Origin of the sequence: Haloarchaeobius pelagicus, assembly GCF_051207375.1 — an archaeon.
Taxonomy (GTDB): Archaea; Halobacteriota; Halobacteria; order Halobacteriales; family Natrialbaceae; genus Haloarchaeobius.
Window position 1 is genome coordinate 2,038,967 of the sequence record NZ_JBPJZD010000001.1, and the last position, 25,741, is coordinate 2,064,707.

At 66.1% G+C, this 25,741-nt stretch carries 25 protein-coding genes; 15 read left to right on the forward strand and 10 right to left on the reverse strand.

The window, feature by feature from the left end:
• Window positions 1–31: 31 nt before the first annotated feature.
• Entirely contained in the window at window positions 32–715 is a 684-nt protein-coding gene (locus ACSC1S_RS10730) for a DUF2238 domain-containing protein (RefSeq protein WP_435364284.1), read from the reverse strand.
• A gap of 129 nt (window positions 716–844) precedes the next feature.
• Between ACSC1S_RS10730 and ACSC1S_RS10735 the strand changes: the two genes are divergently transcribed.
• The 6 genes from ACSC1S_RS10735 (at window position 845) to ACSC1S_RS10760 (ending at window position 6,711) form a co-directional block, all read left to right on the forward strand.
• Window positions 845–1,441, forward strand: a complete 597-nt coding sequence (locus tag ACSC1S_RS10735; RefSeq protein ID WP_435364285.1) for a GNAT family N-acetyltransferase — start codon at window positions 845–847, stop codon at window positions 1,439–1,441.
• Window positions 1,442–1,516: 75 nt separating this feature from the next.
• Window positions 1,517–2,497, forward strand: coding sequence for a flap endonuclease-1 (gene fen, locus ACSC1S_RS10740; protein ID WP_435364286.1), 981 nt, complete (start codon window positions 1,517–1,519; stop codon window positions 2,495–2,497).
• A 503-nt stretch (window positions 2,498–3,000) separates the two neighbouring features.
• The gene (locus ACSC1S_RS10745; RefSeq protein WP_261651847.1) at window positions 3,001–3,249 is read left to right on the forward strand and encodes a BolA family protein; all 249 of its coding nucleotides are present in this window, start codon (window positions 3,001–3,003) and stop codon (window positions 3,247–3,249) included.
• 77 nt (window positions 3,250–3,326) lie between these two features.
• Window positions 3,327–3,791 carry a PH domain-containing protein gene (locus ACSC1S_RS10750; RefSeq protein WP_435364287.1) on the forward strand — a complete coding sequence of 155 codons (465 nt, stop codon included), beginning with the start codon at window positions 3,327–3,329 and terminating at the stop codon, window positions 3,789–3,791.
• A 2-nt stretch (window positions 3,792–3,793) separates the two neighbouring features.
• Complete coding sequence (locus ACSC1S_RS10755; protein WP_435364288.1) at window positions 3,794–5,449, forward strand: PH domain-containing protein; 1,656 nt, start codon at window positions 3,794–3,796, stop codon at window positions 5,447–5,449.
• Between the two features lie 62 nt (window positions 5,450–5,511).
• Entirely contained in the window at window positions 5,512–6,711 is a 1,200-nt protein-coding gene (locus tag ACSC1S_RS10760) for an outer membrane protein assembly factor BamB family protein (RefSeq protein WP_435364289.1), read from the forward strand.
• Window positions 6,712–6,715: 4 nt separating this feature from the next.
• Here the strand turns inward: ACSC1S_RS10760 and ACSC1S_RS10765 are convergent, their stop codons facing one another.
• The 4 genes from ACSC1S_RS10765 to ACSC1S_RS10780 are packed head-to-tail and all read right to left on the reverse strand — an operon-like array spanning window position 6,716 to window position 11,082.
• Complete coding sequence (locus tag ACSC1S_RS10765; RefSeq protein WP_435364290.1) at window positions 6,716–7,864, reverse strand: ABC transporter ATP-binding protein; 1,149 nt, start codon at window positions 7,862–7,864, stop codon at window positions 6,716–6,718.
• Window positions 7,865–7,897: 33 nt separating this feature from the next.
• Window positions 7,898–8,812, reverse strand: a complete 915-nt coding sequence (locus ACSC1S_RS10770; protein ID WP_435364291.1) for a carbohydrate ABC transporter permease — start codon at window positions 8,810–8,812, stop codon at window positions 7,898–7,900.
• Entirely contained in the window at window positions 8,809–9,810 is a 1,002-nt protein-coding gene (locus tag ACSC1S_RS10775; protein ID WP_435318864.1) for a carbohydrate ABC transporter permease, read from the reverse strand. The genes ACSC1S_RS10770 and ACSC1S_RS10775 overlap by 4 nt, the downstream gene beginning before the upstream one ends.
• 24 nt (window positions 9,811–9,834) lie before the next feature.
• Window positions 9,835–11,082, reverse strand: a complete 1,248-nt coding sequence (locus ACSC1S_RS10780) for an ABC transporter substrate-binding protein (RefSeq protein WP_435364292.1) — start codon at window positions 11,080–11,082, stop codon at window positions 9,835–9,837.
• A 343-nt stretch (window positions 11,083–11,425) separates the two neighbouring features.
• On the opposite strand from ACSC1S_RS10780, the gene ACSC1S_RS10785 reads away from it, so the two are divergent.
• The 4 genes from ACSC1S_RS10785 to ACSC1S_RS10800 all read left to right on the forward strand — a co-directional run bounded on the left by ACSC1S_RS10785 (window position 11,426) and on the right by ACSC1S_RS10800 (window position 15,897).
• Window positions 11,426–12,835, forward strand: a complete 1,410-nt coding sequence (locus ACSC1S_RS10785; protein ID WP_435318866.1) for a class II fumarate hydratase — start codon at window positions 11,426–11,428, stop codon at window positions 12,833–12,835.
• A 243-nt stretch (window positions 12,836–13,078) separates the two neighbouring features.
• Window positions 13,079–13,312: an HVO_2901 family zinc finger protein gene (locus tag ACSC1S_RS10790; RefSeq protein ID WP_261652567.1), complete on the forward strand. Its 234-nt coding sequence runs from the start codon at window positions 13,079–13,081 to the stop codon at window positions 13,310–13,312.
• A gap of 183 nt (window positions 13,313–13,495) precedes the next feature.
• Window positions 13,496–15,364: a Glu-tRNA(Gln) amidotransferase subunit GatE gene (gene gatE / locus ACSC1S_RS10795; RefSeq protein WP_435318867.1), complete on the forward strand. Its 1,869-nt coding sequence runs from the start codon at window positions 13,496–13,498 to the stop codon at window positions 15,362–15,364.
• 92 nt (window positions 15,365–15,456) lie between these two features.
• A complete protein-coding gene (locus tag ACSC1S_RS10800) occupies window positions 15,457–15,897 on the forward strand; it encodes a hypothetical protein (RefSeq protein ID WP_435318868.1) in 441 nt (146 codons plus the stop codon).
• Window positions 15,898–15,939: 42 nt separating this feature from the next.
• Here the strand turns inward: ACSC1S_RS10800 and ACSC1S_RS10805 are convergent, their stop codons facing one another.
• The 3 genes from ACSC1S_RS10805 to ACSC1S_RS10815 form a co-directional block, all read right to left on the reverse strand.
• On the reverse strand, window positions 15,940–16,812 hold the full coding sequence (locus ACSC1S_RS10805; RefSeq protein WP_435364293.1) for a phosphatase PAP2 family protein: 873 nt from the start codon (window positions 16,810–16,812) through the stop codon (window positions 15,940–15,942).
• Window positions 16,813–16,966: 154 nt separating this feature from the next.
• Window positions 16,967–17,755 (reverse strand): RNA methyltransferase, encoded by a 789-nt coding sequence (locus ACSC1S_RS10810; protein WP_435364294.1) that lies wholly within the window; start codon window positions 17,753–17,755, stop codon window positions 16,967–16,969.
• A complete protein-coding gene (locus ACSC1S_RS10815) occupies window positions 17,755–18,303 on the reverse strand; it encodes a DUF8114 family protein (protein ID WP_435364295.1) in 549 nt (182 codons plus the stop codon). The genes ACSC1S_RS10810 and ACSC1S_RS10815 overlap by 1 nt, the downstream gene beginning before the upstream one ends.
• 126 nt (window positions 18,304–18,429) lie before the next feature.
• Here ACSC1S_RS10815 and ACSC1S_RS10820 point away from each other — a divergent pair, with 126 nt between their 5' ends.
• From ACSC1S_RS10820 to ACSC1S_RS10830, 3 genes are all read left to right on the forward strand, one after another.
• Window positions 18,430–19,305: a hypothetical protein gene (locus ACSC1S_RS10820; protein WP_435364296.1), complete on the forward strand. Its 876-nt coding sequence runs from the start codon at window positions 18,430–18,432 to the stop codon at window positions 19,303–19,305.
• Window positions 19,306–19,381: 76 nt separating this feature from the next.
• Entirely contained in the window at window positions 19,382–20,578 is a 1,197-nt protein-coding gene (gene folP, locus ACSC1S_RS10825) for a dihydropteroate synthase (protein ID WP_435364297.1), read from the forward strand.
• Window positions 20,579–20,930: 352 nt separating this feature from the next.
• Window positions 20,931–21,605, forward strand: a complete 675-nt coding sequence (locus ACSC1S_RS10830; RefSeq protein WP_435364298.1) for a 6-hydroxymethylpterin diphosphokinase MptE-like protein — start codon at window positions 20,931–20,933, stop codon at window positions 21,603–21,605.
• A 56-nt stretch (window positions 21,606–21,661) separates the two neighbouring features.
• On the opposite strand, the gene ACSC1S_RS10835 is transcribed toward ACSC1S_RS10830, so the two are convergent.
• On the reverse strand, window positions 21,662–22,633 hold the full coding sequence (locus ACSC1S_RS10835; protein ID WP_435364606.1) for a quinone oxidoreductase family protein: 972 nt from the start codon (window positions 22,631–22,633) through the stop codon (window positions 21,662–21,664).
• A 141-nt stretch (window positions 22,634–22,774) separates the two neighbouring features.
• Between ACSC1S_RS10835 and ACSC1S_RS10840 the strand changes: the two genes are divergently transcribed.
• Together ACSC1S_RS10840 and ddh are read left to right on the forward strand one after the other, a co-directional pair.
• Window positions 22,775–24,199 (forward strand): FAD-binding oxidoreductase, encoded by a 1,425-nt coding sequence (locus tag ACSC1S_RS10840; RefSeq protein WP_435364299.1) that lies wholly within the window; start codon window positions 22,775–22,777, stop codon window positions 24,197–24,199.
• A gap of 69 nt (window positions 24,200–24,268) precedes the next feature.
• Window positions 24,269–25,198: a D-2-hydroxyacid dehydrogenase gene (gene ddh / locus ACSC1S_RS10845; protein WP_435364300.1), complete on the forward strand. Its 930-nt coding sequence runs from the start codon at window positions 24,269–24,271 to the stop codon at window positions 25,196–25,198.
• A 30-nt stretch (window positions 25,199–25,228) separates the two neighbouring features.
• Here ddh and ACSC1S_RS10850 read toward each other — a convergent pair whose 3' ends face one another.
• Window positions 25,229–25,690 (reverse strand): SHOCT domain-containing protein, encoded by a 462-nt coding sequence (locus ACSC1S_RS10850; RefSeq protein ID WP_435364301.1) that lies wholly within the window; start codon window positions 25,688–25,690, stop codon window positions 25,229–25,231.
• Window positions 25,691–25,741 lie beyond the last annotated feature (51 nt).

Genomic DNA, 25,741 nt, shown 5'->3' on the forward strand with positions numbered 1-25,741 from the left:
CCAGAAATCGACGCTTCACCCCTGCAGGGGGTCAATCGTCTCCCGGGTCGAACTCGGGGTGCCGGTCGTGGTCGTCCCCTCGGTCGGCTACCTCGGCGCTCGTTCCCGTCCCGGTGAACGTGTCGGCCGGAAGCGCCTGGCAAACGAGTCCGCCGAGGACCCGGGGGGCGGTCGCCACCGTCGCGAGTGCGCCGACCGCGTTGAACACGGCGTCCATCGCCGTATCCTCGTCGCTGTAGACGATGAGCCACGGGTGGACGAGTTCGATTCCCTCCCAGACCAGCCCGAGGGCGAGCGTCGTCGTCACGACGGCGGCCGGGACGGTCCAGCCGGGAACGATGGGTGTCTGGCCGCTGAGGTAGTACGCCCGCGCGAGGATGTAGGTCGGCCCGGCGACGAGTGTCGCGGACATGAGGTGGGTGAGATGGTCCCACCACCAGATGGTGTCGTACAGGCCGAGGATACCGCCGAGGGGGTGGACGAACAGCGCGACGCTCACCCAGACGATGTGGAACGGTTCGAGGCTCACACCGAGTGCCTGCCGGACGATGAGTGGGTGGACCAGGATCAGGACCGCGTAGTGGGGATAATCGTGGACGGCGTCGGAGGTGAGCGCGAACCCGAGCAGTATCGCCGCGAGCACCAGCCTGACCACGCCCGCGACGGCGCGCCCGAGCGGGGACCCCCTGACCGCTCGCGAGTGTCCGACAGACATACTATCCTGAGAATCGAGACGAGCGCGGATAAGGTGGAAGCGACCGAAAAGAGACGACCTAACCGGGTCGAAACCAGTGAGAGACGCTCGCCCGAAAGTGCCTACTGTTCCGGTGCCCTCTGGTGACCCGTGACCGACGACGCCCCGTCGCGTTCGTTCGCGTTCCTCGGCTGGCCCGACGACGAGCCGACGCTCAGACTCGACTACCAGCGGTTCAGCTACGCCGGGAAGTTCGTCATGACGAGTACGGGGAAGGCGGTGGTCCGCGGCCCGGAGCACGACATGGACGACTCGCGCCCCGACGCAGGCGAGTACGACCGCGACGTGGTCGCCGCCGTCGCGTTCAACGAGGACCGGACCGACGCCGAGACGGTCTGGCTTCGGTACGTCACGGTCCGCGAGGACCGCCGCGGCGAGGGGCTCGGCCCCGCCCTCGTCGAGTACGTGGTCGACCGGGCCCGCGAGGCAGGGTACGACCGCGCCCGCATCGCCGTCAACAACGCCTACTCCTACGAGGCGCTGTACCGGGCCAGGTTCGGATACACCGGGCGCGAGACCGGCATCGCGGAACTCGTCCTCGAACACCCGGTCCCCGCGGGGAGTGACCGGGACGCCCACGTCGCGGCCTACCGCGAAGGGCTCGCCGTCTTCGCGGACCGCGACGACCTGTCGGCGGCCGAGAGCTCGTTCATCGCGGAGAAGCGCGAGCGCGGCCCGCCCCGGTGAGCCCGCCGGGGACTCCTCTCGGTGCAGCCCCGGAATCACCAGTATTGAAAGCCTCCGGCCCGTAGCGACGCCAAGATGGGAAATTCAGACCTTCGGGCCCTCGCACACATCGAGGAGGTCCCGTTCGACGAACTCGGCGGTGGCGTCGTGGCGGTCGACGCCCACAACTGGCTCTATCGCTACCTGACGACCACGGTCCGCTGGACCAGCGACCACCGCTACACCACCGAAGACGGTGACGAGGTCGCGAACCTCATCGGCATCGTCCAGGGGCTCCCCAAGTTCTTCGAGCACGACCTGACCCCCGTGATGGTGTTCGACGGCGGCCCCTCGGAGCTGAAGACCGACGAGATAGAGTCCCGACGCGAGCAGCGCCAGAAGATGGAAGAACGCCTCGAGGAGGCCCGCGAGGAGGGTGACACCGCCGAGGTCGCCCGCCTCGACTCCGCCACCCAGCGCCTGACCCCTGTTATCCAGGAGACCAGTCGCGAACTCCTGCGCCTGCTCGACGTGCCCGTGGTCGAGGCCCCCGCAGAGGGCGAGGCCCAGTGTGCCCACATCGCGAAGCGCGGCGACGCCGAGTACGTCGGCACCGAGGACTACGACGCGCTCCTGTTCGGCGCACCCGTCACCCTCCGCCAGCTCACCAGCAAGGGCGACCCCGAGCGGATGGATCTGTCCAAAACGCTCGACGAACTCGACGTGACCCTCGAACAGCTCATCGACATCGCCATCCTCTGTGGCACCGACTTCAACGAGGGCGTCCACGGGTACGGCCCGAAGACCGCCCTGAAGAAGATCCGCGAGCACGGCGACCTCTGGACCGTCTTCGAGGAGGAGGACGTGTACGTCGAGAACGCCGACCTGGTCCGTGCCCTGTTCCGCGACCCGAACGTCACCGACGACTACGAGTTCGACACCAGCATCTCGCCCGACGTGGATGCCGCCCGTGAGTACGTCGTCGACGAGTGGGAAGTCGACCCCGACGAGGTTCGTCGTGGGTTCGAGCGCATCGAGGACGGCCTGACCCAGACCGGGCTGGACAACTGGACCTGAATTCGGTAGCGTCGGTTTCTCTCGGTTCTTGTCGATGACTTGTTCAACCGGTCGTCTGCTGCCGACAAACCGGTCTGGCGCGTGCAGGTGGGCGGGGCGTGCGAGGCGACGCTGTCGCCTCGACAGCGAACGGGGAGGAATGGGAGACGCGACTATCGGGAGCGTCTCCAGTTTCTGGACGGTGAGCGAAGCAAGCCGTGAAGACGAACGACCCGTGAGCGAGACCGCCCGCCAAATCGCGCGAGGTCCGCACGAGCCTGCGAGTGCGGGCTCGTGAGAGCTTGCTCTCACGGTGGATGAGCACTGGACTGGAGCGAAACGGAGTGTCGCGGCAGGAAGCGCGCAATCGGCTGGGGAGGGTGTGGTGCAGTCATGGGCACCGGCGCGAGTTTCGTTCACCTTGTTGGCCGAAGGGCAACCAGCACAGACGGCCCGGAAAGCACAGTGTCGGAGCAACAGCCAGAACCAGACAATTAAACCCGACGCCCTCCTCACCCCGAGTAATGACACCCGAGGAAGTCGCCGACATGATCGAAGCGAACCTCGACGACGCCCAGGCCACCGTCGAACGCGCCCGCGGCGAGCACGACGACGACCACCTGCGCGCCACGGTCGTCTCACCCGCCTTCGAGGGCAAGCCGCTGGTCCAGCAGCACCAGCTCGTCTACGACGCGCTTGGTGAGCACATGACGACCGACATCCACGCCCTGGAGCTGAAGACGTACACGCCCGAGGAGTACGCCGAGCTGTAGTCGCCCGAACTGCACCCGTCGTCTCACAGGCGACCGACGAGGACGGCTTTTTCACGCCAGCGGGCTACCGTGTCAGTATGGAAACCCTTCACGGACGCGTTCGCATCGAGTGGGCAGTCCGGTCGGTCATCACCGCGGTCGTCCTCGGTGGCATCCTGTTCGGGCTCGACCGGATCGCCGAACTCGGGCTGGGGCTAGCGATTCCCGTCGCGCTAGCACTCCTCATCATCGCCATCGGCGTCGGGCACGCGATACTCCTCTACCGCGACTGGCGCTTCGACCTCGAATCCGATTCGCTGTATCTCGAACGCGGCGTGATTACGCGGGTCGAAACCGCCGTCCCCTACGTCCGCGTCCAGCACGTCGACACGCAGCGCAGCCCCATCGACCGGGCGCTCGGGCTCTCCCGCGTCGTGGTCTACACCGCGGGCTCGCGCGGGGCCGACGTGTCGGTGCCCGGACTGACACCCGAGCGGGCCCGGCGACTGCGAAACGAGTTGCGCGACCTCGCGGTCGAGTCCGAACCGGAGGACGCGGTCTAGCGATGCGACTCCATCCAATCTCGGCGGTCTCGCGGGCGCTCCGGTACGGGGTGAACGGCCTCTCGATTCCGTTCTTCCTCGTGGTGATATTGAACACCGTCGGCGTGGGCTCCGTCGACTGGCTGTTCCTCGTCGCCCCGGTCGGGCTCGTGGTGGGTGTCGCCTACGGTGCGATGACCTACCTGCGCTACGAGTACGACCTCGGCGAGGACACCTTCGACGTGGCCCAGGGGGTCATCGGTCGGACCGAGCGCGAGATTCCGCTCCGGCGCATCCAGAACGTCGACGTGTCCCAGAACCTCCTGCACCGGGCCTTCGGTGTCGCTGTGGTCCGCATCGAGACTGCTGGTGGCGGCGGAACCGAGGCGACACTTTCGGTCGTCGCGGAGGCCGAGGCGAACCGGCTCCGGCGGGAGATTCGCGAGCGCCGGGCACGAGTCACCGCCGAGGAGGCGGCCGCCCCGGCAGCCGAGACGACCGCGGAACCCGGCGCTGGAGGAGCGGCCGAGACCGGTACCGACGTCGAGGCGGGCGAGCGCGGGCCGGCAACCGCTGCCCAGTCCCCGCCAGCCCCGCCGGCAGGTGCCGAGTCCGGCACTGCCGAGCGCCAGCGGACCGCCACCGAACCGACCCAGCCCCGGGAACCGACCAGCGAGGTGTTGTTCGAACTCTCGCCCGTCGAACTGCTCGCGCTGGCTGTGACGCGCTTCCGCTTCCGGTCGCTCGCGCTGCTCATCGTCGCCATCCCGCTCGCAGAGGATTTCATCCTCGGACTGCTGCTCAGTGCCGCGGCTCCCTTCGGTGGCCCGAGCACGCTGGACCCCGAGGTGATGACCGGTCAGGAGATGATCGCGGTCGGTGTCGTCGGACCGCCGCTCCTGCTGGCTGCCTCCATCCTGCTGAGCGTCGTGGTCTCCACGCTGGAGTTCTACGACTTCCGGCTGGGCCGCGAGGGCGACGACCTCGTCTACGAGCGCGGCCTGCTCCAGCGCTACAGCGGCTCCATCCCCCGCGAGAAGGTCCAGACCATCACGCTCACCGAGACGTTCCTGATGCGCCCGCTCGGGTTCGCCGGGCTCACCGTCGAGACAGCAGGATATGCAGGAAGCCGCGCCAGCCAGGGCAGCCAGTCCGCGGTCCCCATCGCCAAACTGGACCGGACCCTCGCCCTCGCCCGCGAACTGGAGGACTTCGAGGACCTGGAGTTCACCCGGCCCCCGAAACGGGCCCGCCGGCGCTACGCCGTCCGGTACAGCATCCCCATCGTGCTCCTGCTCGCCGTCGGCTACCTCGTCTCGACGACCGTCGCGCAGATTCCCTGGTATCTGCCCGCGGTCGCCTTCCTGGTGGTCCCGTTCGCCGCCCACCTGAAGTGGGCCAACCGCGGCTTCGCCGTCGGCGAGGACCACCTGCTCATCCGCGACGGCTTCTGGAACCGGACCACCCGCGTGGTGCCGTACTACCGCATCCAGACCATCGTCAGCGAGGCGACCGTGTTCCAGCGCCGCCTCGACCTCGCGACGCTGGTGGCTGATACGGCGAGTTCGGCGACGCTGCTCGGTGGGAGCCCGACCGCGTTCGACCTCGATGAATCGACCGTGAACGAGTTGCAGACCGGGCTTCGGGAGCGGTTGCAGGCGAGCCTGCACGGGGCCTGATTCCGGCCAACATCGACTGGTTGGCCGACAGTCATATGCTGGTGGACACGTGGGGTGCGGATATGAGACGACGAACGTTCCTCGCCCTGGCTGGGGCGGGGGCGACGACAGGTTGTTTACGATTACAAGGTGGTGGGTCCACAGCGACCACCGCGACCACCGACACTGGAACCTCGACATCCACGACGGATACTCCAGATACGGCGGGCCAGGCAACCGAGGCCGCCGGGGAGCAGACCGAGTCCGAGCCGACCGACGACCCGGCCCCGCTCTCGCTCACACCGGCGTGGTCGCTCTCGGAAGATTTCGTGATCCGGCTGTGGGCGAACGCTGGGTCGTTCTACGGGACCACCGGCCGGACGGTTCGAAAGGTCACTGCTGACGGAGAGAACCGCTGGCAGGGCGAGACGGCAGCAGAGTCCTACTACCCACGGACCGCGGGCTTTGGCCCCGAAACCACAGTCGTCACGTACGACGAAACCGAAGGATCGTCTCCGGCGACACTCCTCGCCTACGACGACGGTTCCGGCGCGGTACGCTGGTCACACGACGCTCCGGATGACGGGAACCACTACCGGTCCCGGGCGGTCAGCGTCACTGGAGACATCGTGGTGTTCGCGACCCAGGCCGACGGCGGCGGCGACGAACAACGTCCCCGGGTCACCGCACTCGACAAGAACAGCGGGGAGCGCCGCTGGCACGTCGATATCGAGGACGGGTTCGTTACGGACCTCGTGCCGTGGCAGGGGCGACTGTACGTCATGATGACCGACCAGGTCCTGGACATCGATATCCAGTCCGGTGCCAGGAACGCGAACTACGACGTGTTCGCAGGATTCGCGACCTACACTCGAAGCGACGATACCCTGTACGGGGGGTCGAACCCGGTGGAATCGAGGTCGCTCCCGGGATACGACCAGCAGTGGGAACAGCAGGTGATTGCTGAAGTCAACACGAGACCGGCCATTGTCGGTGACTCGCTCGTCGTCGGAACAGAGGCCGGCCACGTCATCGCACTCGACAGGGGCACGGGAGAGCGTCGCTGGCGGGCACGCGTCAACAGTCAGGTTCGGACCCTGTATCAGGCACAGCGATACGTCTGGGTCGCCGATAACTCGGGGTTCGTCTACGCGTTCGACCCCGCAAGTGGGACGAAGCTCCTCACCGACGAACCCGACGAACTCGGGGACAGTCGCCAGCTCGCAGTCATCGACGATACGGTCCTGATAAACACGCAGGCCTACACCGTCGAAAAAGAATAGCCGCTCAGACCGGCTGTCCGAGCGCTTCCACGTTCTCCAGCGAGCGGTTCTTCAGCGCCTTCCCGGTGTTCGCGTCGAACAGGTGGATGGCCTCTTCGGGGATGTGCGCGACGACCGGCTGGCCGGCCTCGACGCGCTGCATGCCACCGATGGTCACGATGAACGTGTCCGGGTTGGCCGCCTCGGGGTCGAAGGTGAGGTAGAGGTTGTTCTCGTCGCCGGTCGGCTCGACCACGTCCACGACGGTCTCGAGGTCGTGGTCGCTCTCGACACCGGAGCGAATCTCGATGTCTTCGGGCCGGATACCCAGCGTGATATCCGTCGCGTCGCCGACGGCATCGAGCGTCTCCTGGGAGACCGGGTAGGAGAACTTCTCGGCTTCGAGGCGATTGCCCTCCACCTCGACGTCGAAGAAGTTCATCGACGGCTCGCCGATGAAGTCCGCGACGAACTCGTTGTTCGGCTCGTGGTAGCACTCCAGCGGCGTCCCGACCTGCTGGAGGATGCCGTCGTCGAGGATGGCGATGCGGTCGCCCATCGTCATCGCCTCCGTCTGGTCGTGGGTGACGTAGACGGTGGAGACGCCGAGGTCCTCCTGGATGCGCTGGAGTTCGGTGCGCATCTTCGCGCGCAGCTTGGCGTCGAGGTTCGACAGCGGCTCGTCCATCAGGAACACCGAGGGGTCGCGCACGATGGCGCGGCCCAGGGCGACACGCTGTTGTTGGCCGCCGGAGAGCTCCCGGGGCTTGCGGTCGAGCAGGTCGCCGATACCCATCATCTCTGCGGCGTCGGTGACCTTCTGCTGTATCTCGTCGTCCGGCATGTCCGTCGACTCCTCGAGCCCGAAGCTCATGTTCTCGGCGACGGTCATGTGCGGGTACAGCGCGTAGGACTGGAACACCATCGCGATGTCGCGGTCCGCCGGCTGCTTGTGGTTCATCAGGTCACCGCCGAGGCGAAGCTCGCCCTCGGTGACGGTCTCCAGCCCGGCGATCATCCGCAGGGTGGTCGACTTCCCACACCCGGATGGGCCGACGAGGACGAGGAACTCCCCGTCCTCGATGTCGACGTTCACGTCGTCGACGGCTACGATCTCGTTCCCGTCGTCTTCGACGAACACCTTGGTGATGCCGTCGAGCGTCAGTTCAGCCATCTGTCTTCCTCCTCTGTGTCGTTGTGAATCATCTTAGGCGGTTACTCCTTTCGCGAACTGTTCTCCGAAGAAGATGTACACCAGCAGCGTCGGTAGCGCCGTGACGAACGCCGCGGCCATGCGCAGCGGGAAGTTCGTCCCGGACTGCGAGACGCCGAGCCCTGCGAGCTCCATCGTCACGACCGACGCGTCGCCGGACTGGACGATGATGAGCGCGAACAGCAGGTCGTTCCAGATCTGCGTGAACTGGTAGATGAACGTCACCGCGAACATCGGGATGGACAGCGGCAGGATGATGCGCCGGTATATCTTGTACACCGTGGCACCGTCGAGCCGAGCCGCCTCGACCATCTCACCGGAGAGGTCCTTGTAGTACGAGCGGAACAGCAGTGTACAGATAGGAATCCCGTACGCGGTGTGCGTGATGACGAGTGCCAGAATCTTCCAGTGGTGTTCCTGGATGAGCGGCAACAGGATCGCGAACGGTTCGAACCATTCCTGCAGCGGGACGATGCTGTACCAGAACTGCGAGAGCGGCACCAGTACGGCCTGGTACGGGATGAAGATACCCGCGACGAACAGGGTGTAGACGCCGACCTGGCGCTTCCAGTGGACGCTCGTCAGCCCGAAGGCGGCCATGCTCCCGAACACCGCCGAGAGGATGGTCGCCGGAATCGTCAGCAACAGGCTGTTGAACAGGCCACTCGCGAGGCCGTCGAACGCCTGTGCCCAGTTCTCCAGGGTGAACGCCGCCGGCGAGAGCGGTGGCAGGTACGGGGCATCGCCCGTGTAGACCGCGTTGCTCTTCAGCGAGGTCATCAGCCCCGTCTCGATGGGGATGAGGTAGAACGTCGCCATCCCGGCGAGGACGGCGTAGAGCAGGATTCGCCGGAGCGAGTACCCGAATAGCTGTACGGAGTCGTCGGCGGTCGCTGTTGCGTTGCTCATAGTTGCCCCCGCTGGTACTGCGTGTAGAGGTACGGTGCGACGATGGCGAGAGCCATCACGAACAGGATGACCGCGATGGCCGACCCGTACGCCCAGTTCCCGTTGCTGTAGGCCTCACGGACCATGCGGGTCGCGAGGATGTCCGCGGACGGCCCGGGCTGGTACCCCCCGTACATCGAGTACAGGAAGTCGAACGCCTTCAGCGCGAAGACGACGAGCACGACCGCCGCACTGATGGTCGCGGTTCGCAGCTGTGGGATGATGATGCGCCAGTACATGCGGACGGTACTCGCACCGTCGACGCGTGCGGCCTCGAAGTGTTCGTTCGGAATCGCGCGCAGGCCGGCGAGGTAGACGACCATGGCGTAGCCGCTGAACTGCCAGATGAGCGCGAATATCACCGCCGCGAGCTTCAACTGTGGGTTCTGAACGATGCCGACGGAATCGAACCCGAGCGACGTGATGACGACGTTGATGAGCCCGGATTCGCGGTTGTACATGAACAACCAGAACTTCGCCGTCACGACGAACGAGAGGCTCATCGGGAGCAGGTACACCGTCCGGAAGGTGTTCTCGTACCGGATCTTCTGGTCGACGAGGATGGCCAGCAGCAGGCCGAGCACCAGGCAGATGGCCGTGAATGCGACCATCAGGACCAGTGTGTTCTGCGCCGAGTTCCAGATGGGTTCGATGGACAGGTTCGACCACGAGGGTGTCCCACCGGTGAACGCGATGACGTAGTTCTCGAAGTCGAGGTTGCTGTAGTCCGGCGAGGCCGTAAACCCGGCGAGGTCCGTCAGTGAGATGACGACGTTCCAGATGATGGCCCCGTAGACGAACAGGCCCACGAGCAGGAACGGCGGCAGCCAGAACGGTGCGGACTGGACGCTGGTCCGGTCCAGGAACGACCGTTCCGCCTGCGCCTCGCCACCGTCGGTCCGCACCTCCCGCTGCCGGTTTGCGAGTGCCTGTTTGAGTTGTGTAAGTTTCTTGCGCATAAAATGTGATGCAGCGGTTGGTGCTTAGCTGAACGACCCGAGGACGCCCGAGGTGGTCTTGTCCACGTCGTAGGACTCGATGAAGCCACTGAAGGCGTCGAGGACGTTCGTCCGAATCGCCGGGGACAGCGCGAGACCGTGCTGGATCGACGGCGGCTGTGCCTCGGAGTCGGTGAAGTCGGCGAACTGGTCCTGCTGGAACTCGTTCAGCTTGGACGCGTCGGCGTCCTTGCGCGGCGGGATGGAGCCCTTCTTCTGGTTGAAGCGGATCTGGGCGTCCGTCGAGCCACAGTAGCTGAGGAACGTCTTCGTCGCCTCGGGCGACGGGTTGTTCGACGGGAACGGGAACGAGTCCATGTTGAGGGCGTAGTAGCCGTCGGTGCCCGGGAACGGGACGTGACCCCAGTCCTCGCCGTAGTTGAAGTCGTCGTTGCCGCTGTAGGCACCTGCTGCCCAGTCACCCTGATGGATGAACGCAGCCTGGTCCTTCATGAAGCGGGAGTTGCCCTCGGTCCACGAGATGGATGCGGAGTCGTTGAAGTAGAACTCCGAGTAGTCCTTGACGGTCTGGAGTGCCTTCTTGACCTGCGCCTCCTTGCCGTTGCCGTTGATGAAGGCGTTATAGCCGGACTGGCCGGACTGGCCGAGCAGCACGGTCGCCCAGAGCTGGACCGTCGACCAGTTGGAGCTGGTCTGCTGGGCCATCGGGGTCGCGTCCGTCTCCTCGGCGACCGTCTGCATCGCAGCCGTGAGGTCGTCCGGGGTCTCGATGCTCGTCGGGTCGACGCCGGCCTCCTCGACGACCGCCTTGTTGTAGAAGAGGTTGTTGATACGGTGGATGTTGAGGGGGACCGTGACGTACGTCCCGTCCAGCTTGGCCTGCTTCTTCGGTCCTGGCAGGTAGTTGCTCTTCATGTCGTCGTCCCAGACGTCGCCCTCGAGGTCGCCGTACGCACCGGCGAACTTCTCGAGGTTCTTCCCCGGCCACGCCTGCCACGTGCTCGGCGGGTTGTTCGACTGCATCCGGTTCTGGATGACCGTCCCGAGGTTCTTCCGGGCGGCACCGTTGACCGGTTCCTCCGCGAACTCCACGTCGGGGTGTTCCTCCTGGAAGCCCTCGAGGAGTGCCGCGATAGCGTCGGAGCCGTCGCCGTCGCTCCATGCGTGGAGGAGTTCGATGGGCTCCTGGCTCTCACCGCCACCAGTGAAACCACTGAGACACCCGGAGAGTCCTGTCAGTCCGACCGCACCGGCAGCGCCGGCTGTTTTCAAGATACTACGCCGCGAAACGTCAGATGTTGAATCGTGTCCTGTCATGCCACCACGTGCCTCACGCTGCGTGAGACTTACGAGAGCTTTACGGATGCCCACACTTAACACTTGCCCAAATTAATTCACATCCGAGTGAATATTACGGGTTTACAACGGCTGTAGTACCGTCTTTTCGTCTTCAGAAACTGTCGAATTGGGTATACACACTGTCCTCTATCACGGGTTTCGTGATGTTTGACAACACACATCATGGTGGTTCGGCGGCGGTGGTCACAGGCGGCAGCCGGTCAGATCGGGAACCGATTCGGTGGGTTTTACGCACCGGCCCGACGACGAATCAGGTATGTCCGACGACTTCCGTACCGAGCAGGACAGCCTCGGCGAGATGCAGGTACCGGCCGACGCCTACTGGGGGGCACAGACCCAGCGCGCGGTCGAGAACTTCCCCATCTCCGGGCTCACGTTCGGGCGTCGTTTCGTCCGTGCACTGGGCGTCGTGAAGAAGGCCGCCGCACAGGCGAACCGCGACCTCGAGATGATTCCCGAGGACAAGGCCGAGTGCATCATCGAGGCCGCCGACGAGGTCATCGCCGGCGAGCACGACGACCAGTTCCCGGTCGACGTGTTCCAGACCGGGTCGGGGACCTCCTCGAACATGAACGCCAACGAGGTCATCTCGAACCGCGCCACCGAACTGTACGGCGGCGAGATCGGGAGCCGTGAGATCCACCCGAACGACCACGTCAACTTCGGGCAGTCCTCGAACGACGTCATCCCGACCGCGATGCACGTCGCCGCCCTCGAAGCCGTCGAGAAGGACGTCATCCCGGCGCTCGACACGCTCCGCCAGGCCCTCGAAGAGAAGGCCGACGAGTTCGACGGCATCGTCAAGACGGGCCGTACCCACCTGCAGGACGCCACGCCGGTCCGACTCGGGCAGGAGTTCGGCGGCTACAAGACGCAGGTCGAGAAGGGCCTCGTCCGCGTCGACAACACCCGCGAACACCTCGCCGAACTCGCCCTCGGTGGCACGGCGGTCGGGACGGGGCTGAACACCCACCCCGAGTTCCCCGAGCGCGCCGCCGAGTACATCACGAAGGAGACCGGCGTCCAGTTCCGCGAGGCCGACGACCACTTCGAGGCACAGGCCGCCCACGACGCCATGTCCGAGGCCCACGGTGCCCTCCGGACCGTCGCCGGGAGCCTGAACAAGATCGCGAACGACCTGCGTCTGCTCGCCTCCGGCCCCCGCAACGGGCTTGGTGAACTCGAGCAGCCGGAGAACCAGCCCGGGTCGTCCATCATGCCCGGCAAGATCAACCCGGTCGTCGCCGAGGCCGTCAACCAGCTCCACAAGCAGGTCGTCGGCAACGACGCGGCCGTCTCGGCCGGGGCCGCCGAGGGCCAGATCGACCTGAACCTCTACAAGCCGCTGCTGGCGTACAACTTCCTGCAGTCCGCCGAACTCATCTCGAACGGCAGTGAGGTGTTCGCCCGGAAGTTCGTCGCGAAGCTGGAGGCCAACGAGGAGCACTGCGAGGAGCAGGTCGAGCAGTCGATGGCGCTCGCCACCGCGCTCAACCCGCACATCGGCTACGACAAGGCCAGCACCGCCGCCAAGACCGCACTGAAGGAGGGCAAGACGGTCCGCCAGGTCGTCATCGAGAAGGGCTACCTCAGCGAGGAGGAGGCCGACGAGATCATCGACCCCGAGGCGATGACCCACCGCGGCATCCTCGGGCAGGACGACTGATACCCCGTCGAACACCCCCGCATAGCATCCACAGCTGGATTTTCTCCCTCTGCGATACGAGCCCGCTCCCTGCCACCAACGACCACGCATGAGGATATCAAGGGTAACGTTTATTACCGGGTAATCCTCTCAGTGGAAGTGAAACAACCGCACGACGGCGCGAACTTACCGAAAGTTATCGAGAGACGGAGGAAAGTCGAACAATCCATGGGTGTTATGGTGGTTGCAGTCCAAATTTGTACTATGCACACCTGTCGCAACTGCAACCAATCGTTCAGCACAGAGCTTGCCCTTGAGATGCACGTAGACACATGTGAGAAAGGACAGCTCTTTTGCGAGGAATGTGGTGACCGATTCTCCGAGCGTGTCGCGACACGGGATGGCTGGCATTATCGGTGCCCGAACGACGACTGCGACGGGGAAGGACTGGGCGAGGACATTATTCAGATCGAGGATATTCGCGCGGCGACGCAGTAACGAATCCAGAGACGCTTCTACGGCTACTCGACGACTCCAGAGTGCTACATGCGACAGAGCGTGCCCCGCGCGCATCGGGGCCGGGCCTCGTCCTGACCGGGGTCCCCCGCCTGGGCGACCGCCCGTGGCCAGGGTCGCCGCAACTGGACGGTTTTTTACCCCTCCGACTCGGACCCTCTCGCAATGACCGACCACGACTACGAGGCGCTGGGACTGGTCGCCGGGCTGGAGATCCACCAGCAGCTCGATACCGCGAGCAAGCTGTTCTGTGGCTGTCCGACCGACATCCGGGAACCGGCGGAGTCCGAGCGCGAGTTCACGCGGTACCTGCACCCGACGAAGTCCGAACTCGGGGAACTGGACGAGGCGGCGCTCGAAGAGAGCCAGGTCGAACGCGAGTTCACCTACCTCGCGTACGACTCGACCTGCCTCGTCGAGGAGGACGACGAACCGCCCCACCGGCTGGACGACGAGGCGCGCGAGGTGGCCCTGGAGATCGCCCAGCTACTGGACATGACGCCGGTCGACACGGCCCACGTCATGCGCAAGATCGTCGTCGACGGCTCGAACACCTCGGGCTTCCAGCGGTCGACCGAGATCGCGACCGACGGCGAGATATCGACCGAGGACGGCCCGGTCCGCGTGGCCGACCTGATGCTCGAAGAGGAGTCCTGCCAGCGCATCGAGGAGCACGACGACGGCGTCACCTTCAGCCTCGACCGCCTCGGCATCCCGCTGGTCGAGATCGGCACGAAGCCGGACATCTCGACGCCCGAGCAGGCCCGCGAGGCCGCCGAGCGCATCGGGATGTTGCTGCGCTCGACCGGCCACGTCAAGCGCGGCCTCGGCACCATCCGCCAGGACGTGAACATCTCCATCGCCGAGGGTGCCCGCGTCGAGGTCAAGGGCGTCCAGAGCCTCGACGACATCGACGACATCGTCCGCAACGAGGCTGGCCGACAGGTCGAACTCCTCGAGATCCGTGACGAACTCGACGAGCGCGGCGCGAGCGTCGGCGAGGTCCAGGACGTGACCGACACCTTCGCCGACACCGAGAGCGGCGTCATCCGCGGCGCACTCGACGCCGGCGGGAAGGTCACCGCCGTTCCCCTCTTCGGGTTCGACGGACTCGTCGGCCGCGAGATCCAGCCCGACCGCCGCCTGGGTACCGAGTTCTCCGACCACGCCAAGCGCCACGGTGCCGGTGGCATCTTCCACACGGACGAACTCCCGGCCTACGGCGTCACCGAGGACGAGGTCGCGGCCCTGCGCGAGGCCGTCGACGCCGGCGAGGACGATGCCGTGGCCATCGTGGCCGCCAGCCCCGAGGTCGCCGACAACGCCATCGAGGCCGCCGCCAAGCGCGCCGAGACCGCACTCGAGGGCGTCCCGGAGGAGACCCGCGGCGCGAACGAGGACGGCACGACCCGCTACCTGCGCCCGCTCCCCGGCGCAGCCCGGATGTACCCCGAGACGGACGTTCCCCCGGTCGACCTCGACCCGAGCGAGGTCGAGACGCCCGAACTCCTCACTGAAAAAGTCGAGCGCTACCAGGACGAGTACGGCCTCGACGCCGGCCTCGCTGAGCAGGTCGCCTACGGCCAGCGCATGCCGCTGTTCGAGTCCGTCGTCGCCGACGGCATCGACGCGACCCTGGCCGCCGGCACACTCGAATCCACGCTCACGGAACTCCGCCGTGACGACGTGCCCGTCGAGAACCTCACCGACGACCACCTGCGCGACGCACTCTCGCTCGTGGACGAGGGCGAGGTGCCCAACGAGGGCATGAACGACCTGCTGACCGCGCTCGCCGAAGACCCAAGCCTCACGGCCGAGGAGGCCGTCGAGGCCGAGGGACTCGGTGGCGTCTCCGAGGACGAGGTCCGCGAGGCCGTTGCGGAGGTCGTCGAGCGGAATTCGGACCAGGTCGAAGAAGAGGGCATGGGCGCGTTCTCCGCGCTCATGGGCGAGTGCATGGGTGCGCTCCGAGGCAAGGCCGGCGGTGACACCGTGAGTGCCGTGCTCCGCGAGGAGATTCAGAAGCGCGCCTGACTGCTTCCCGCGACACTCTCCGTATTCTCCAGATTCTCGACTCCCCGTGCTACACAAGACACTTCCCTCTATTTGACATACTTACCAGATGAATGACGGCTGGTACCTCCAGACGCCGGTTCTGTGGGACGGTGGGGGCGGTTCTTTCCGTATCAACTGGTGGCTGTCTACAGACACTGTTCGTCGAACAACCGTACGGTGACCTCGTCGTCTCGAACCAGCACGACCGTCAGCATACCGTCTCGATCACCGCCACGAACGACCACTTCATGCACGAGGGAAAGCCAGCAGCGAACCGACGGCTCCAACAGCCCATCGAACCCGGCGAGACGATTCGGAAAGCACGTTTCTTCGTCAGTGGCGAAACCGATGTCCGAATCAGCGTCGATGGCGTGTCGGTCGGACACGAAACCGTCGACGTATGGCGGGGGGAGGGCGGCGACGACGACCGCCACGAGGAAGCACTCGAAGTGAGTATTCGGCCCGATGGAACCACGGTCGTCGATGTCGTGGTGACCCACACTGCGTCGTAATTCGGGGTTGTAGAATCGAGGTAGTGGAACCGGGATGACCGCTCAGTCAGCGCCGCGCCCGTACGGCTCCCCGGACCCGGCCTGGTCGCGCAGTGCCTTCTTGATGCGCGCCTCGTAGGTCGCCGGGTCCGAGATGCGCTGGGAGACGTAGAACGACAGCCCGACGAGCACGAGCGCGAACGCCGCGTCGGTCAGCCAGTGGACGCCCAGGTAGAACGTCGAGAACATGATGGCGACGGTGAGCCCGCCAGCGAGCCTGGCGTAGCGCGGGGAGCTGTACCGGGAGTACACCGCGGCGAGCGCTGAGATGCCGGTGTGCAGGCTCGGGAACGCCTTCACGAGCGTGTCGGTCGAGGTGATGCCCTCGGTGATGATGGGGTGGAGGTCGTACATCAGGGCCTCCATGCCGGACCCGCCCGTGGCGGTGTGCCCGAGGTACTCCGAGGTGACCGACACCGGGAACGCGAGGAAGTACGGGAGCGCCATGAGGACGAGCATGGCGTACGCCGCACAGTAGCGTCGGGCCTGCTCGGGGTCGTGTGCCTTCAGCTTCCAGTAGGTGAACAGCGTGACGAACGGGAACCCGATGAGGTAGACGAACGTCATCGCGTAGGTGAGCGGGACCCACGTGACCGTCTGGAAGAGCATGACCGTGGTGCCTTCGAGGCCGTAGATGACGGACGTGTAGGTCCGGCCGGCGTAGAAGTGGTGTGCCATCGTGTTCACGCCGAACGTGACCACCCAGGCGACGCCGAGGTACTTCCAGTCGGTCCGCACGAGCCCGGCGACGAACGACCGGAACGAGACGTCGGGGACGAAGAGGCGGAAGCCGAGCGCGAAGACGAGCAGCGTCGGCACGGCTACGAGCAGGGTGAACCAGGTGCCGTGGGAGAGGGCGGGCAGTAGCTGCTCCATATGTCTATATACCGATACCGTTCTGTCGTTGTATTATTGTTTCGGTGCGGAGACCACTATGTCTCACCGGGTGTGGAGGTAGCATCTGGGGACTCCAGTGTACTAGTTCGGCTGGAAATAAAGTCTTTCTGTAATGTTCGTCGCCCGGGTGGTCTCAGTCGTCTCGGCCGGTGGCCTCACCGGCCTCGTCGCGGTCGGCAGGGTCCCGCGCGACACTCGCGAGCTCCGGGTGGTTCGTCGCCCGCCGGAAGATCCCGAGCAGGGAGCGAGCCTCGCGCTGGGTCGGGTGCGCCCGCCCGAACACGCGACGAGCCATCCGCAGCGTCTTCGCGCGCTTCTCCTCGGGGTGGTCGATGCTGTCGAGCAGGTCGCCGAACTGGTCGTAGAGCCGGTCGAGCATCGCCTCCTCGGCGCGCTCGTGCTCGCGGTCCGGGAGCTGGGTCTCCCCGACCGTGAGCCCGCGGAGTTCGTACAGCGTGATGGTCGCGGCCTGGCCGAGATTGAGGACGGGATAGTCGTCGCTCGCCGGAATCGAGCACACTGCGTCGACCTTCGAGAGCTCCTCGTTGGTCAGCCCGTCGGCCTCGCGCCCGAAGATGAGACAGGCGTCGGCGTCCAGGCCCGCGAGGTCGTCAGCTAACTCGTCCGGCGTGAAGAACGGGAACCGGACGTGCTTGCGGCAGTCCTCGTTGGTCGTCGCGGTGAGGCCCACGGTGTAGTAGTTGTCGACGAGGTAGTCGAAGTCGACCTCTTTCGCGTTCGCCAGCACGTCCTCGCGGGCGCGACCGGCGAAGCCCCACGCCTCGCTGTGCTTCTCCTGGGTCCCCTCCGGCGGGTCGACGAGCAGGAGCTCCGACATGCCGAAGTTCTTCATCGCCCGGGCGATGGTGCCCACGTTCCCCGGCGTCTTGCTGTCGACGACGGCGACTGCTGGTGTCGTCATCAGTTATCGCCCGTCGGGTACTCCTTCGTGATGTCCATGTTCCGGATGTCGATGCGCTCCTTGGGCTCGCCGTCGTCCACGCCCGCGTGCTCGTTACCCTCAAGGTCGTCCGCGTCCGGCAGCTCCGGCTTCGGCAGGGCCAGCGGGTCCGTCTCGACGTGCTCGACCCCGCCGTAGCCCTCCGGTGCCCGGCCACCGTCTGCGAACCACTCGTGGAACTCGTCCTCGAACTGGTCCGTCTCCGCGTGCTCGATGCCACCCTCCTCGCGGAACCAGTAGAGGAAGTCCGACTCGTGGTCGTCGCAGAGGACGACCTCGTTCAGTGGCTCCCCGTACACCACCGACGCGACGTTGCACTGCTCGACGTTCGCGTCGCCGTGGATCAGCCAGCAGGCGTCACAGGGCCCGTTGTAGACGACGCCGAGGCGCACGAGCCGGCGCTTCGTGTCCTCGTCCATCTCGTCGAAGGGACGGACTTCGCCCTCCGCGGTGAACACCTCGTCCTCGTCGAAGCGCCACCCCCGGAGACCGATGCTTATCTTGCTCATACCCGGTGGTATCGGGTCTGTGGGTAAAAACGACGCGTCTTCGGGTGTCGGGGCGCGGGGTCGATGGTGCATACCGGATTCGAGACCCGACAGAAAGCATTTATCAGGCGTATTGAAATTCGAGGTATGCGCCGCCGCCGCTACCTCGCCCTCGCCGGAACCTCCCTCACCACGCTCGGTGGCTGTCTATCGGACACCGGGACGGACGCTGGAGAGTCGTCGACACCGACGTCCCAGTCCACCACAGAGACGAGTCCGCCCACGCAGGACACCGCGACGCCCACCGCGAACCGGTCTGTCAGCGTTCGATTCGACGCGTTACAACCTGCGCTCGTCAGGCTGAACACCGACGCGTTCTACATCGACACCGGGGACAGCTCCTCTCTCTTCCTCGACGTTCGCGTCGATGGCGACCCACTCGCCCGGGACGAGTTCTCGTTCGCCCTCGCAGGCGAATCGCACGCGCCGTGGTCCGAAGAGACGGCGAATCGGTTCTTCCGGTTCGACGACAGGGAGGGGTATTCGACCGAGTCAGGGACTGGACTGCTGGTGTTCGAACTGCCACGGGGTGTCGACCCACCGCTGCCGGAGGCGACGCTCCAGTGGCAGGACGGGGAGTGGTCACCTGACGATGAACTTCGCCGTCGCCTCGGTGCCGCCCCACCCGAACTCTCCCTGTCGGTCGACGCTCCAGGGACGCTCGAGGTCGGGACCGCTCCCAGCTTCCGGCTCTCGGTTACGAACGAGGGGAACGTACCCGGCCGGTTCATCGCCGGCCTCAACCGGTCCGGATTGAAGTACGCAAGCTACGCACTGGAGAAGTTCTCGATGCTGGTCCCCGACGGCGAGACGACGACCATCGAGTACACGGACGAATCGATTACGGGCGAGGAGGTCGCGACCGAAGCGCGTGGTGACGGCGAGCACGACGTGGAGTACGATTTCGTAACAGAACGCGGCACCATCGGGCAGGACATCGCGTACGACGCCCCGGAGACGTAGTCAGCGGAACCACAACTCCCGGCAGCCCGAACGGGGAACAGGCTGTTTTTCACGATTCAGGCCCCCAACCCAGGTAATGAGAGACGTAGACGCCGCCGGGCTGGGCATCGGGGACGGCTACCCGACACGGGTCATGGGCGTGCTCAACGTGAGTTCGGAGTCGCCGTACAAGCCGAGCGTCTTCGACGACGCGGGCGACGCGGCCGCATACGTGGACGAGGACCTCATCGGCGAGGGCGCGGACATCGTTGACGTGGGGCTGGAATCGGCGAACAAGAAGTTCGAGGTCCTCTCGGCCGAACAGGAACTCGACCGCCTCGACGTGGCCCTCGAAACCATCGAGTCCACGTCGGGAGACGCCATCTGGTCCATCGAGACGCGCTACCACGAGGTCGCCGAGGCGGCCATCGAGGGCGGCTTCGATATGGTGAACGACATCGCGGGCTTCGCGGACCCGAAACTGCCCGAGGTCTGTGCGGAGTACGACGTGGCGGTCGCGAAGATGGCCAGTCCGCCGGATCTCACGCGGCCGGGCGCGGTCGAGGAGACGCCCTGGGCCGAGCGAAAGGGAGCCGAGTGGGCCGAGTCGGCGGACTACGTCGACCAGGTGTACGAGGCGCTGAAACAGCACGGGCTGACGGACAAGACCATCGTGGACCCGGCATTCGGGGGCTGGTCCGAAGCGCAGACCACCGAGCAGGACCGCGAGGCCCTGCGAAGACTGCGGGAGTTCCGCGGGCTGGGCCAGCCCATCCTGGTCTCCATCAACCGGAAGAACTTCCTGCGCGAGCTGACCGGGCGCTCGACCGAGGACGCCCTGGCCGTCTCGCTGGCGGCGACCTCGATGGCAATCGAGCGCGGCGCACACGTCGTCCGGACCCACGACGTGCGCGAGACGGTCGACGCCTGCGCGGTCGGCGACGCCTTCACGCCGGAGCGGTACCGCGGGGACGCGGACGACATCGCGGTCGAGGAACTCGACGTCCAGACCGAGGGCGACGCGTCGCGACACGTCGAACGCCTCGGGACCGAGGACGTGGCAGCGGACGCGACCCGGGCCGTGTTCGAGGTGTCCGGGCTCACCGCCGGACAGGCAGAATCGCTCGCCGCGGCGGCGTCTGACGCGGGCGCGGTGTTCGCCACGGGTGCGGACCCCGGAAACGCGGGGCTGCTCGTCGGCAGTCACCGCGCACTTCGCGAACTGGCCGGTTCGACGCCCGATGACGCCGGTCTGGCCGCTGTCATCGACGCGGTAGATGCGACGGTGGCCTGACCGCGCGCGAGCGATTCGCCGGGGAGCGGCGCGCGGCCGACCCGACCCGAGGACGGACGGGCAGGGGCGCAGTGTCCCGTTTCTCAAACGGTGAAAACGACCTTTTGAGGAGTGTAAGGGTCGATTATCCCACTAATTTCGAGTGAACAGAATGGTCGAATGGTAGGAACGAATCCACCGCGTGCAACTGGTTTCGCGCCGCGAATGACGGAGGAAAGAGAGAAAACTTATACTGGGGCAGTATGAACGAACGGGTGGAAGCCGGGAGGGCCTCTCGGGTAGGGGTACCTTGTAAGAGGCAATCTCGGCCCACACCAACGGTTATCTTGGACTCACTCTGGTAGCCACTGGTATGGAATTCACCGAGTTCGAACCCGTCTACGAGCGCATCCTGCGAGACTTCGGCTTCGGCCGCGAGGGTGACGAGCACGCCCGTGACGTGCTGGCCGGCCTGACGACACCGTTCGACGAGTCGCGACTGTCCGTGCTGGCGGGCGAGCGCGTCGCGATCTGCGGGGCGGGCCCGTCGCTGGCCGAGGACCTCGCGAGCCTCGACGCGGACCGGGTCGTGGCCGCCTCGACGGCCGCGGCGGTCTGTCGAGAGCATGGCGTGGCGGTCGACGTGTACGTGACCGACCTCGACGGCGAGCCGGAGCTGGCGGCGGAACTGAGTGCCGCCGGGACGCCGACGGTCGTCCACGCGCACGGGGACAACATCGAGACGGTCCGCGAGTTGGTGCCGACGCTGACGCAGGAACACGTCCTGCCGACGACGCAAGCGGCCCCGAAGGAGCACGTCCGGAACTTCGGTGGCTTCACCGACGGCGACCGGGCGGCGTTCCTCGCGGACCACGCCGGCGCGAGCGAACTGGTCTTCCCCGGCTGGGACTTCGAGGACCCGGCGGTCGGGGCGATGAAACGGCAGAAGCTGGCGTGGGCCGCGCGGTTGCTCTACTGGCTGGAACAGCGCCGAGACGAACGATTCGAGGTTCTCGACGAGGTTCGAGACGGGTTAGAACTACCCTAATCGGGGTCGTGCGTCGCACCGGACCAGGGGTCGAGCGGGCCTGAAGCCGAAGCCGGTCAGGGTTCGAGGACGACCTTCCCCGAGGACTTGCGAGCCTCGATGTACTCGTGCGCTTCGGCGGCGTCTTCGAGCGCGAACGTCTCACCGACGATGACCTCGAGTTCGCCGGATTCGAGGCCCTGCGTCAGGTCCGGCACGGCTTCGAGGACGCGCTGGGGTTTCTGTTGCATGGCCTTGCCGAGGTGGTAGCCGGTGACCGACTGGTTGCGGAACAACATCTCGCTGGTATCGAGCGTGCCCGGGACGCCACTGGCCGCGCCGTAGGGGACGATACGCCCGAAGTCCTTCGTCGCGCGCACGGACTCGGCGAACACCTCGTCGCCGACCCCGTCGAGCGCGAGGTCGACGCCCTCGCCGTCGGTCTCCTCGAGGACGACCGGGCGGAAGTCCTCCTCGGTGTAGTTGATGGGGTGGTCACAGCCCAGGTCGGCGGCGAGGTCGAGTTTCTCCTGCGTGCTCGCGGTGCCGAAGACCTCCGCACCGGCGCGGTCGGCGAGCTGGACGGCGGCCGTCCCGACGCCCCCGGCGGCAGCCTGGATGAGGACGGACTCGCCCTCTTCCAGACCGCCCCAGCCGAACAGGCAGTTGTGCGCGGTCAGGAACTGGACCGGGAAGCCGGCGGCTTCCGCGAAGGACATGCCCTCCGGGATGGGGAACAGGCTCTCAGCGTCGGTGACGGCGTACTCGGCGTAGCCGCCCACACCGACGAGGCCGACGACGCGCTCGCCGCCCTCGTAGGCGACGCCCTCGCCGACCGCCTCGATGGTCCCTGCGGCCTCGAGCCCGGGGCGGAAGGGGGCCTCCGGGCCACCCGGGTAGTGGCCGCGTCGCTGCATGACGTCGGCGAAGTTGATACCCGCGGCCTCGACCTCGATTCGGACCTGGCCGGGACCCGGTTCTGGCACGTCTTCTTCGACTACCTGCATCGACTCGGTGTCGCCGTACTCGGTGACCTCGATGGCTTTCATCTGCATCGTGACTGAGTACTCACTCAGTACTTATACACCTGAGAAAACCGGCAAAACAGCACACGAGTTCAGGGTTGTCCCGGCGGCATCGGAGGTGTCACAGGGGGCAGGTTTAATCCCACCGTCGCCGCACGGGAGCATATGACACACGACGTTGCGTTCCTCGACGACCTCTCACTCGCCGAGGACCAGGTGACGACCGTCGAGGCGACACGCGAGAGCCACGCCTCGGACTGGGGCACCCCCGACGGGAAGGAGGTGACTCCCGACGCCGTGGTGTACCCCGAATCGACCGCGGACGTCTCGGCCATCCTCGCGGCCGCGACCGACCACGACGTCCCCGTGACGCCCTACGCTGCCGGGACCAGCCTGGAGGGGAACGCGGTCCCCGCCTTCGCCGGTATCAGCATGGACCTGATGCGGATGGACGAGGTGACCGACTTCCGACCCGATGACTTCCAGATAGACGTCCAGCCGGGCGTGATGGGCTCGGTCGTCGACGAGCGCGCCGGCGAGGCCGGCATGTTCTTCCCCCCGCTCCCCTCCTCCGGCGACATCTCGACCATCGGCGGCATGCTCGCCAACGCCGCCAGCGGGATGCAGACCGTGAAGTACGGCGAGGTCGCGGACTGGGTACTCGAAATCGAGGCCGTCCTCGCCGACGGGAGCGTCATCTCAGCGGGCTCGCGGGCGGTCAAGACTTCCTCCGGGTACAACCTGCGCGACCTGCTCGTCGGCAGCGAGGGCACCCTCGCGATCATCACCGAAGCGACCCTCCGGCTCGCGGGCCGCCCCGAGCAGATTCGCGGCGGCCGGGCCGTGTTCGAGACGCTGGACGGGGCCGCCGCCGCGGTCGAGGACACCATCCAGTCGGGCGTCGACGTGGCCAAGATCGAACTCGTCGACGCCGAGAGTGCCATGATGGCCAACGCGTATTCGGGCACCGACCTCCCCGACAGCCCGCTGGTGTTCCTCGAGTTCCACCGCAACCACGGTATCGAGCGCGAGGTCGACTTCTGTCGCTCCATCTTCGAACACCACGGCGCGACCCGGTTCGAGGTCGCCGCAGCCGACGAGGGGATGGCCGACCTCTGGGAAGCCCGCAAGGACATGGCCTACGCCATGCAGACCTACGACCCCGACCTGACACCGCTCCATCCCGGCGACATCACCGTCCCCATCTCGAGATATGCCGACGCAATCCGGTACGCCAAAGAACTCGCCGAGGAACACGACGTCCTCGTCCCCTGCTTCGGGCACGCGGGCGACGGCAACGTCCACTACTCGGTGCTGGTCGACGAGGACGACCCCGAGCAGGTCGAGGCTGGCGAAGAAGTGTACAAGAGAATCGTCGAGTTCGCCATCGACTGCGGCGGGACCTGCACCGGCGAGCACGGCATCGGCCTCGGCAAGCGCGAGTACCTCGAACGCGAGCACGGCGAGGCCACCGTCGAGGCGATGCGGAAGGTCAAGCGTGCGCTGGACCCGACCGACACCCTGAACCCGGGCAAGATGTTCCCGGAGACGGTCGACGGCGGGCGAGTCAGGGACCGGGACGGGCAGTAAGCGCGAGGCGCGTCTCGGGTGGTCGGAATCTCCCCCAATCTTGAAGACGGTTTTCCACGACCCCTTCGTATGAACGTCAGGAGCGTCGCCATCGACGAATCGGTCTCGACCGTCTTCCCCCCCGAACGACTCCAGCACGCGCTCGCAGATGTCGTCGACGCCGCGACCGTCGACGCCACCACGGACTCGCTCGACCCGTACGACGCCGTCGTCACGCTCGCGTATCACGAGGACTACCTGGACGCGGTCGACTGGATCCACTCCATCCAGACCGGTATCGACCGGTTCCCGCTCGATGATCTCCGTGAACACGACGTGACGCTCACGAGCAGCAACGGTATCCACGGGCCGGCCATCGGGGAGACCGTCGCCGGCTACATGCTCTCGTTCTCGCGCCGGCTGTTGCCGGCCGTGAAGGCACAGACCCGGCGGGAGTGGTCCCCGCCGGAGTGGGACGAGGCGTTCACCCTGACCGGCGAGAAGGTGTGCATCGTCGGGCTCGGCGCGCTCGGCAAGGGAATCGTCGACCGGGCGAACGGCCTCGGGATGGAGGTCGTCGGCGTCCGGCGGTCAGGTGACCCTGTCGACGGTGTCGAGGAGGTGTACACCCCGGACGAGCTCCACACCGCGATTCGGGACGCCCGGTTCCTCGTGCTCGCCGTCCCACTCGTCGAGGAGACCCATCACATGGTCGGGGACGCGGAGTTCGACCTCCTGGACGACGACGCCGTCCTCGTCAACGTCGCTCGCGGGCCCGTGGTCGACGAAGAGGCGCTCGTCGCGGCACTCGAATCGGGGGCCATCGCCGGAGCCGCACTCGACGTCTTCGAGACGGAACCGTTGCCAGAGGACTCTCCACTGTGGGAGTTCGAGAACGTGCTCGTCACCCCGCACTGTGCTGGCTTCACCGAGGACTACTACCGGAACGTCGCGGGTATCGTCCGGGAGAACGTCGAGAACATCGAGCGCGGGGCAGACCTCCGCAACCACATCGTATAGGGGCGGACGGGCGTCTCTCGCGGGCTGGCACTATCGCTCGAACTCGAACTCGCTGTCGCGTGCCGTCTCGCGCTCTGCCGTCGAATCGACCCGCGCCCGCACGTCGTCGAGCGATTCGTTCTCGAGCAGTTTCTCGGTCCGGGCCTCGAACTCCTCGTCCGAGAGTTCGCCCGCAGCGTAGCGGCGTTTGAGTTCCTCGAGGGCGTCGTTCGGCCCGGATTCCGTTGTCGACACCGGTGTGCGCTGGCGGTGCTTCCCCCCACCGAACAGCGCCCGGAGTTCGTCGTTCAGGATGGCGCTCAGCGGGAGCACGACGACGAACCCGAGCGCGGCGACCAGGCCCGCGATGGAGCCGAATCCCATCATTCCGAGGACGATGACCGCCGCGAGCGTGGCGAACACGATGAGTGCGGGGAGCTTGTCGAAGAGGTCCGCGTCCTCGTCGAGCGGGTCGAAGTCGTCCCCCTGGCTGCCGGGCGGGTCGTCGGTCATGGTCGTACCAGCCCCGTGAGAGAAAATATCGTTTTCGACTCGGGTGATGGG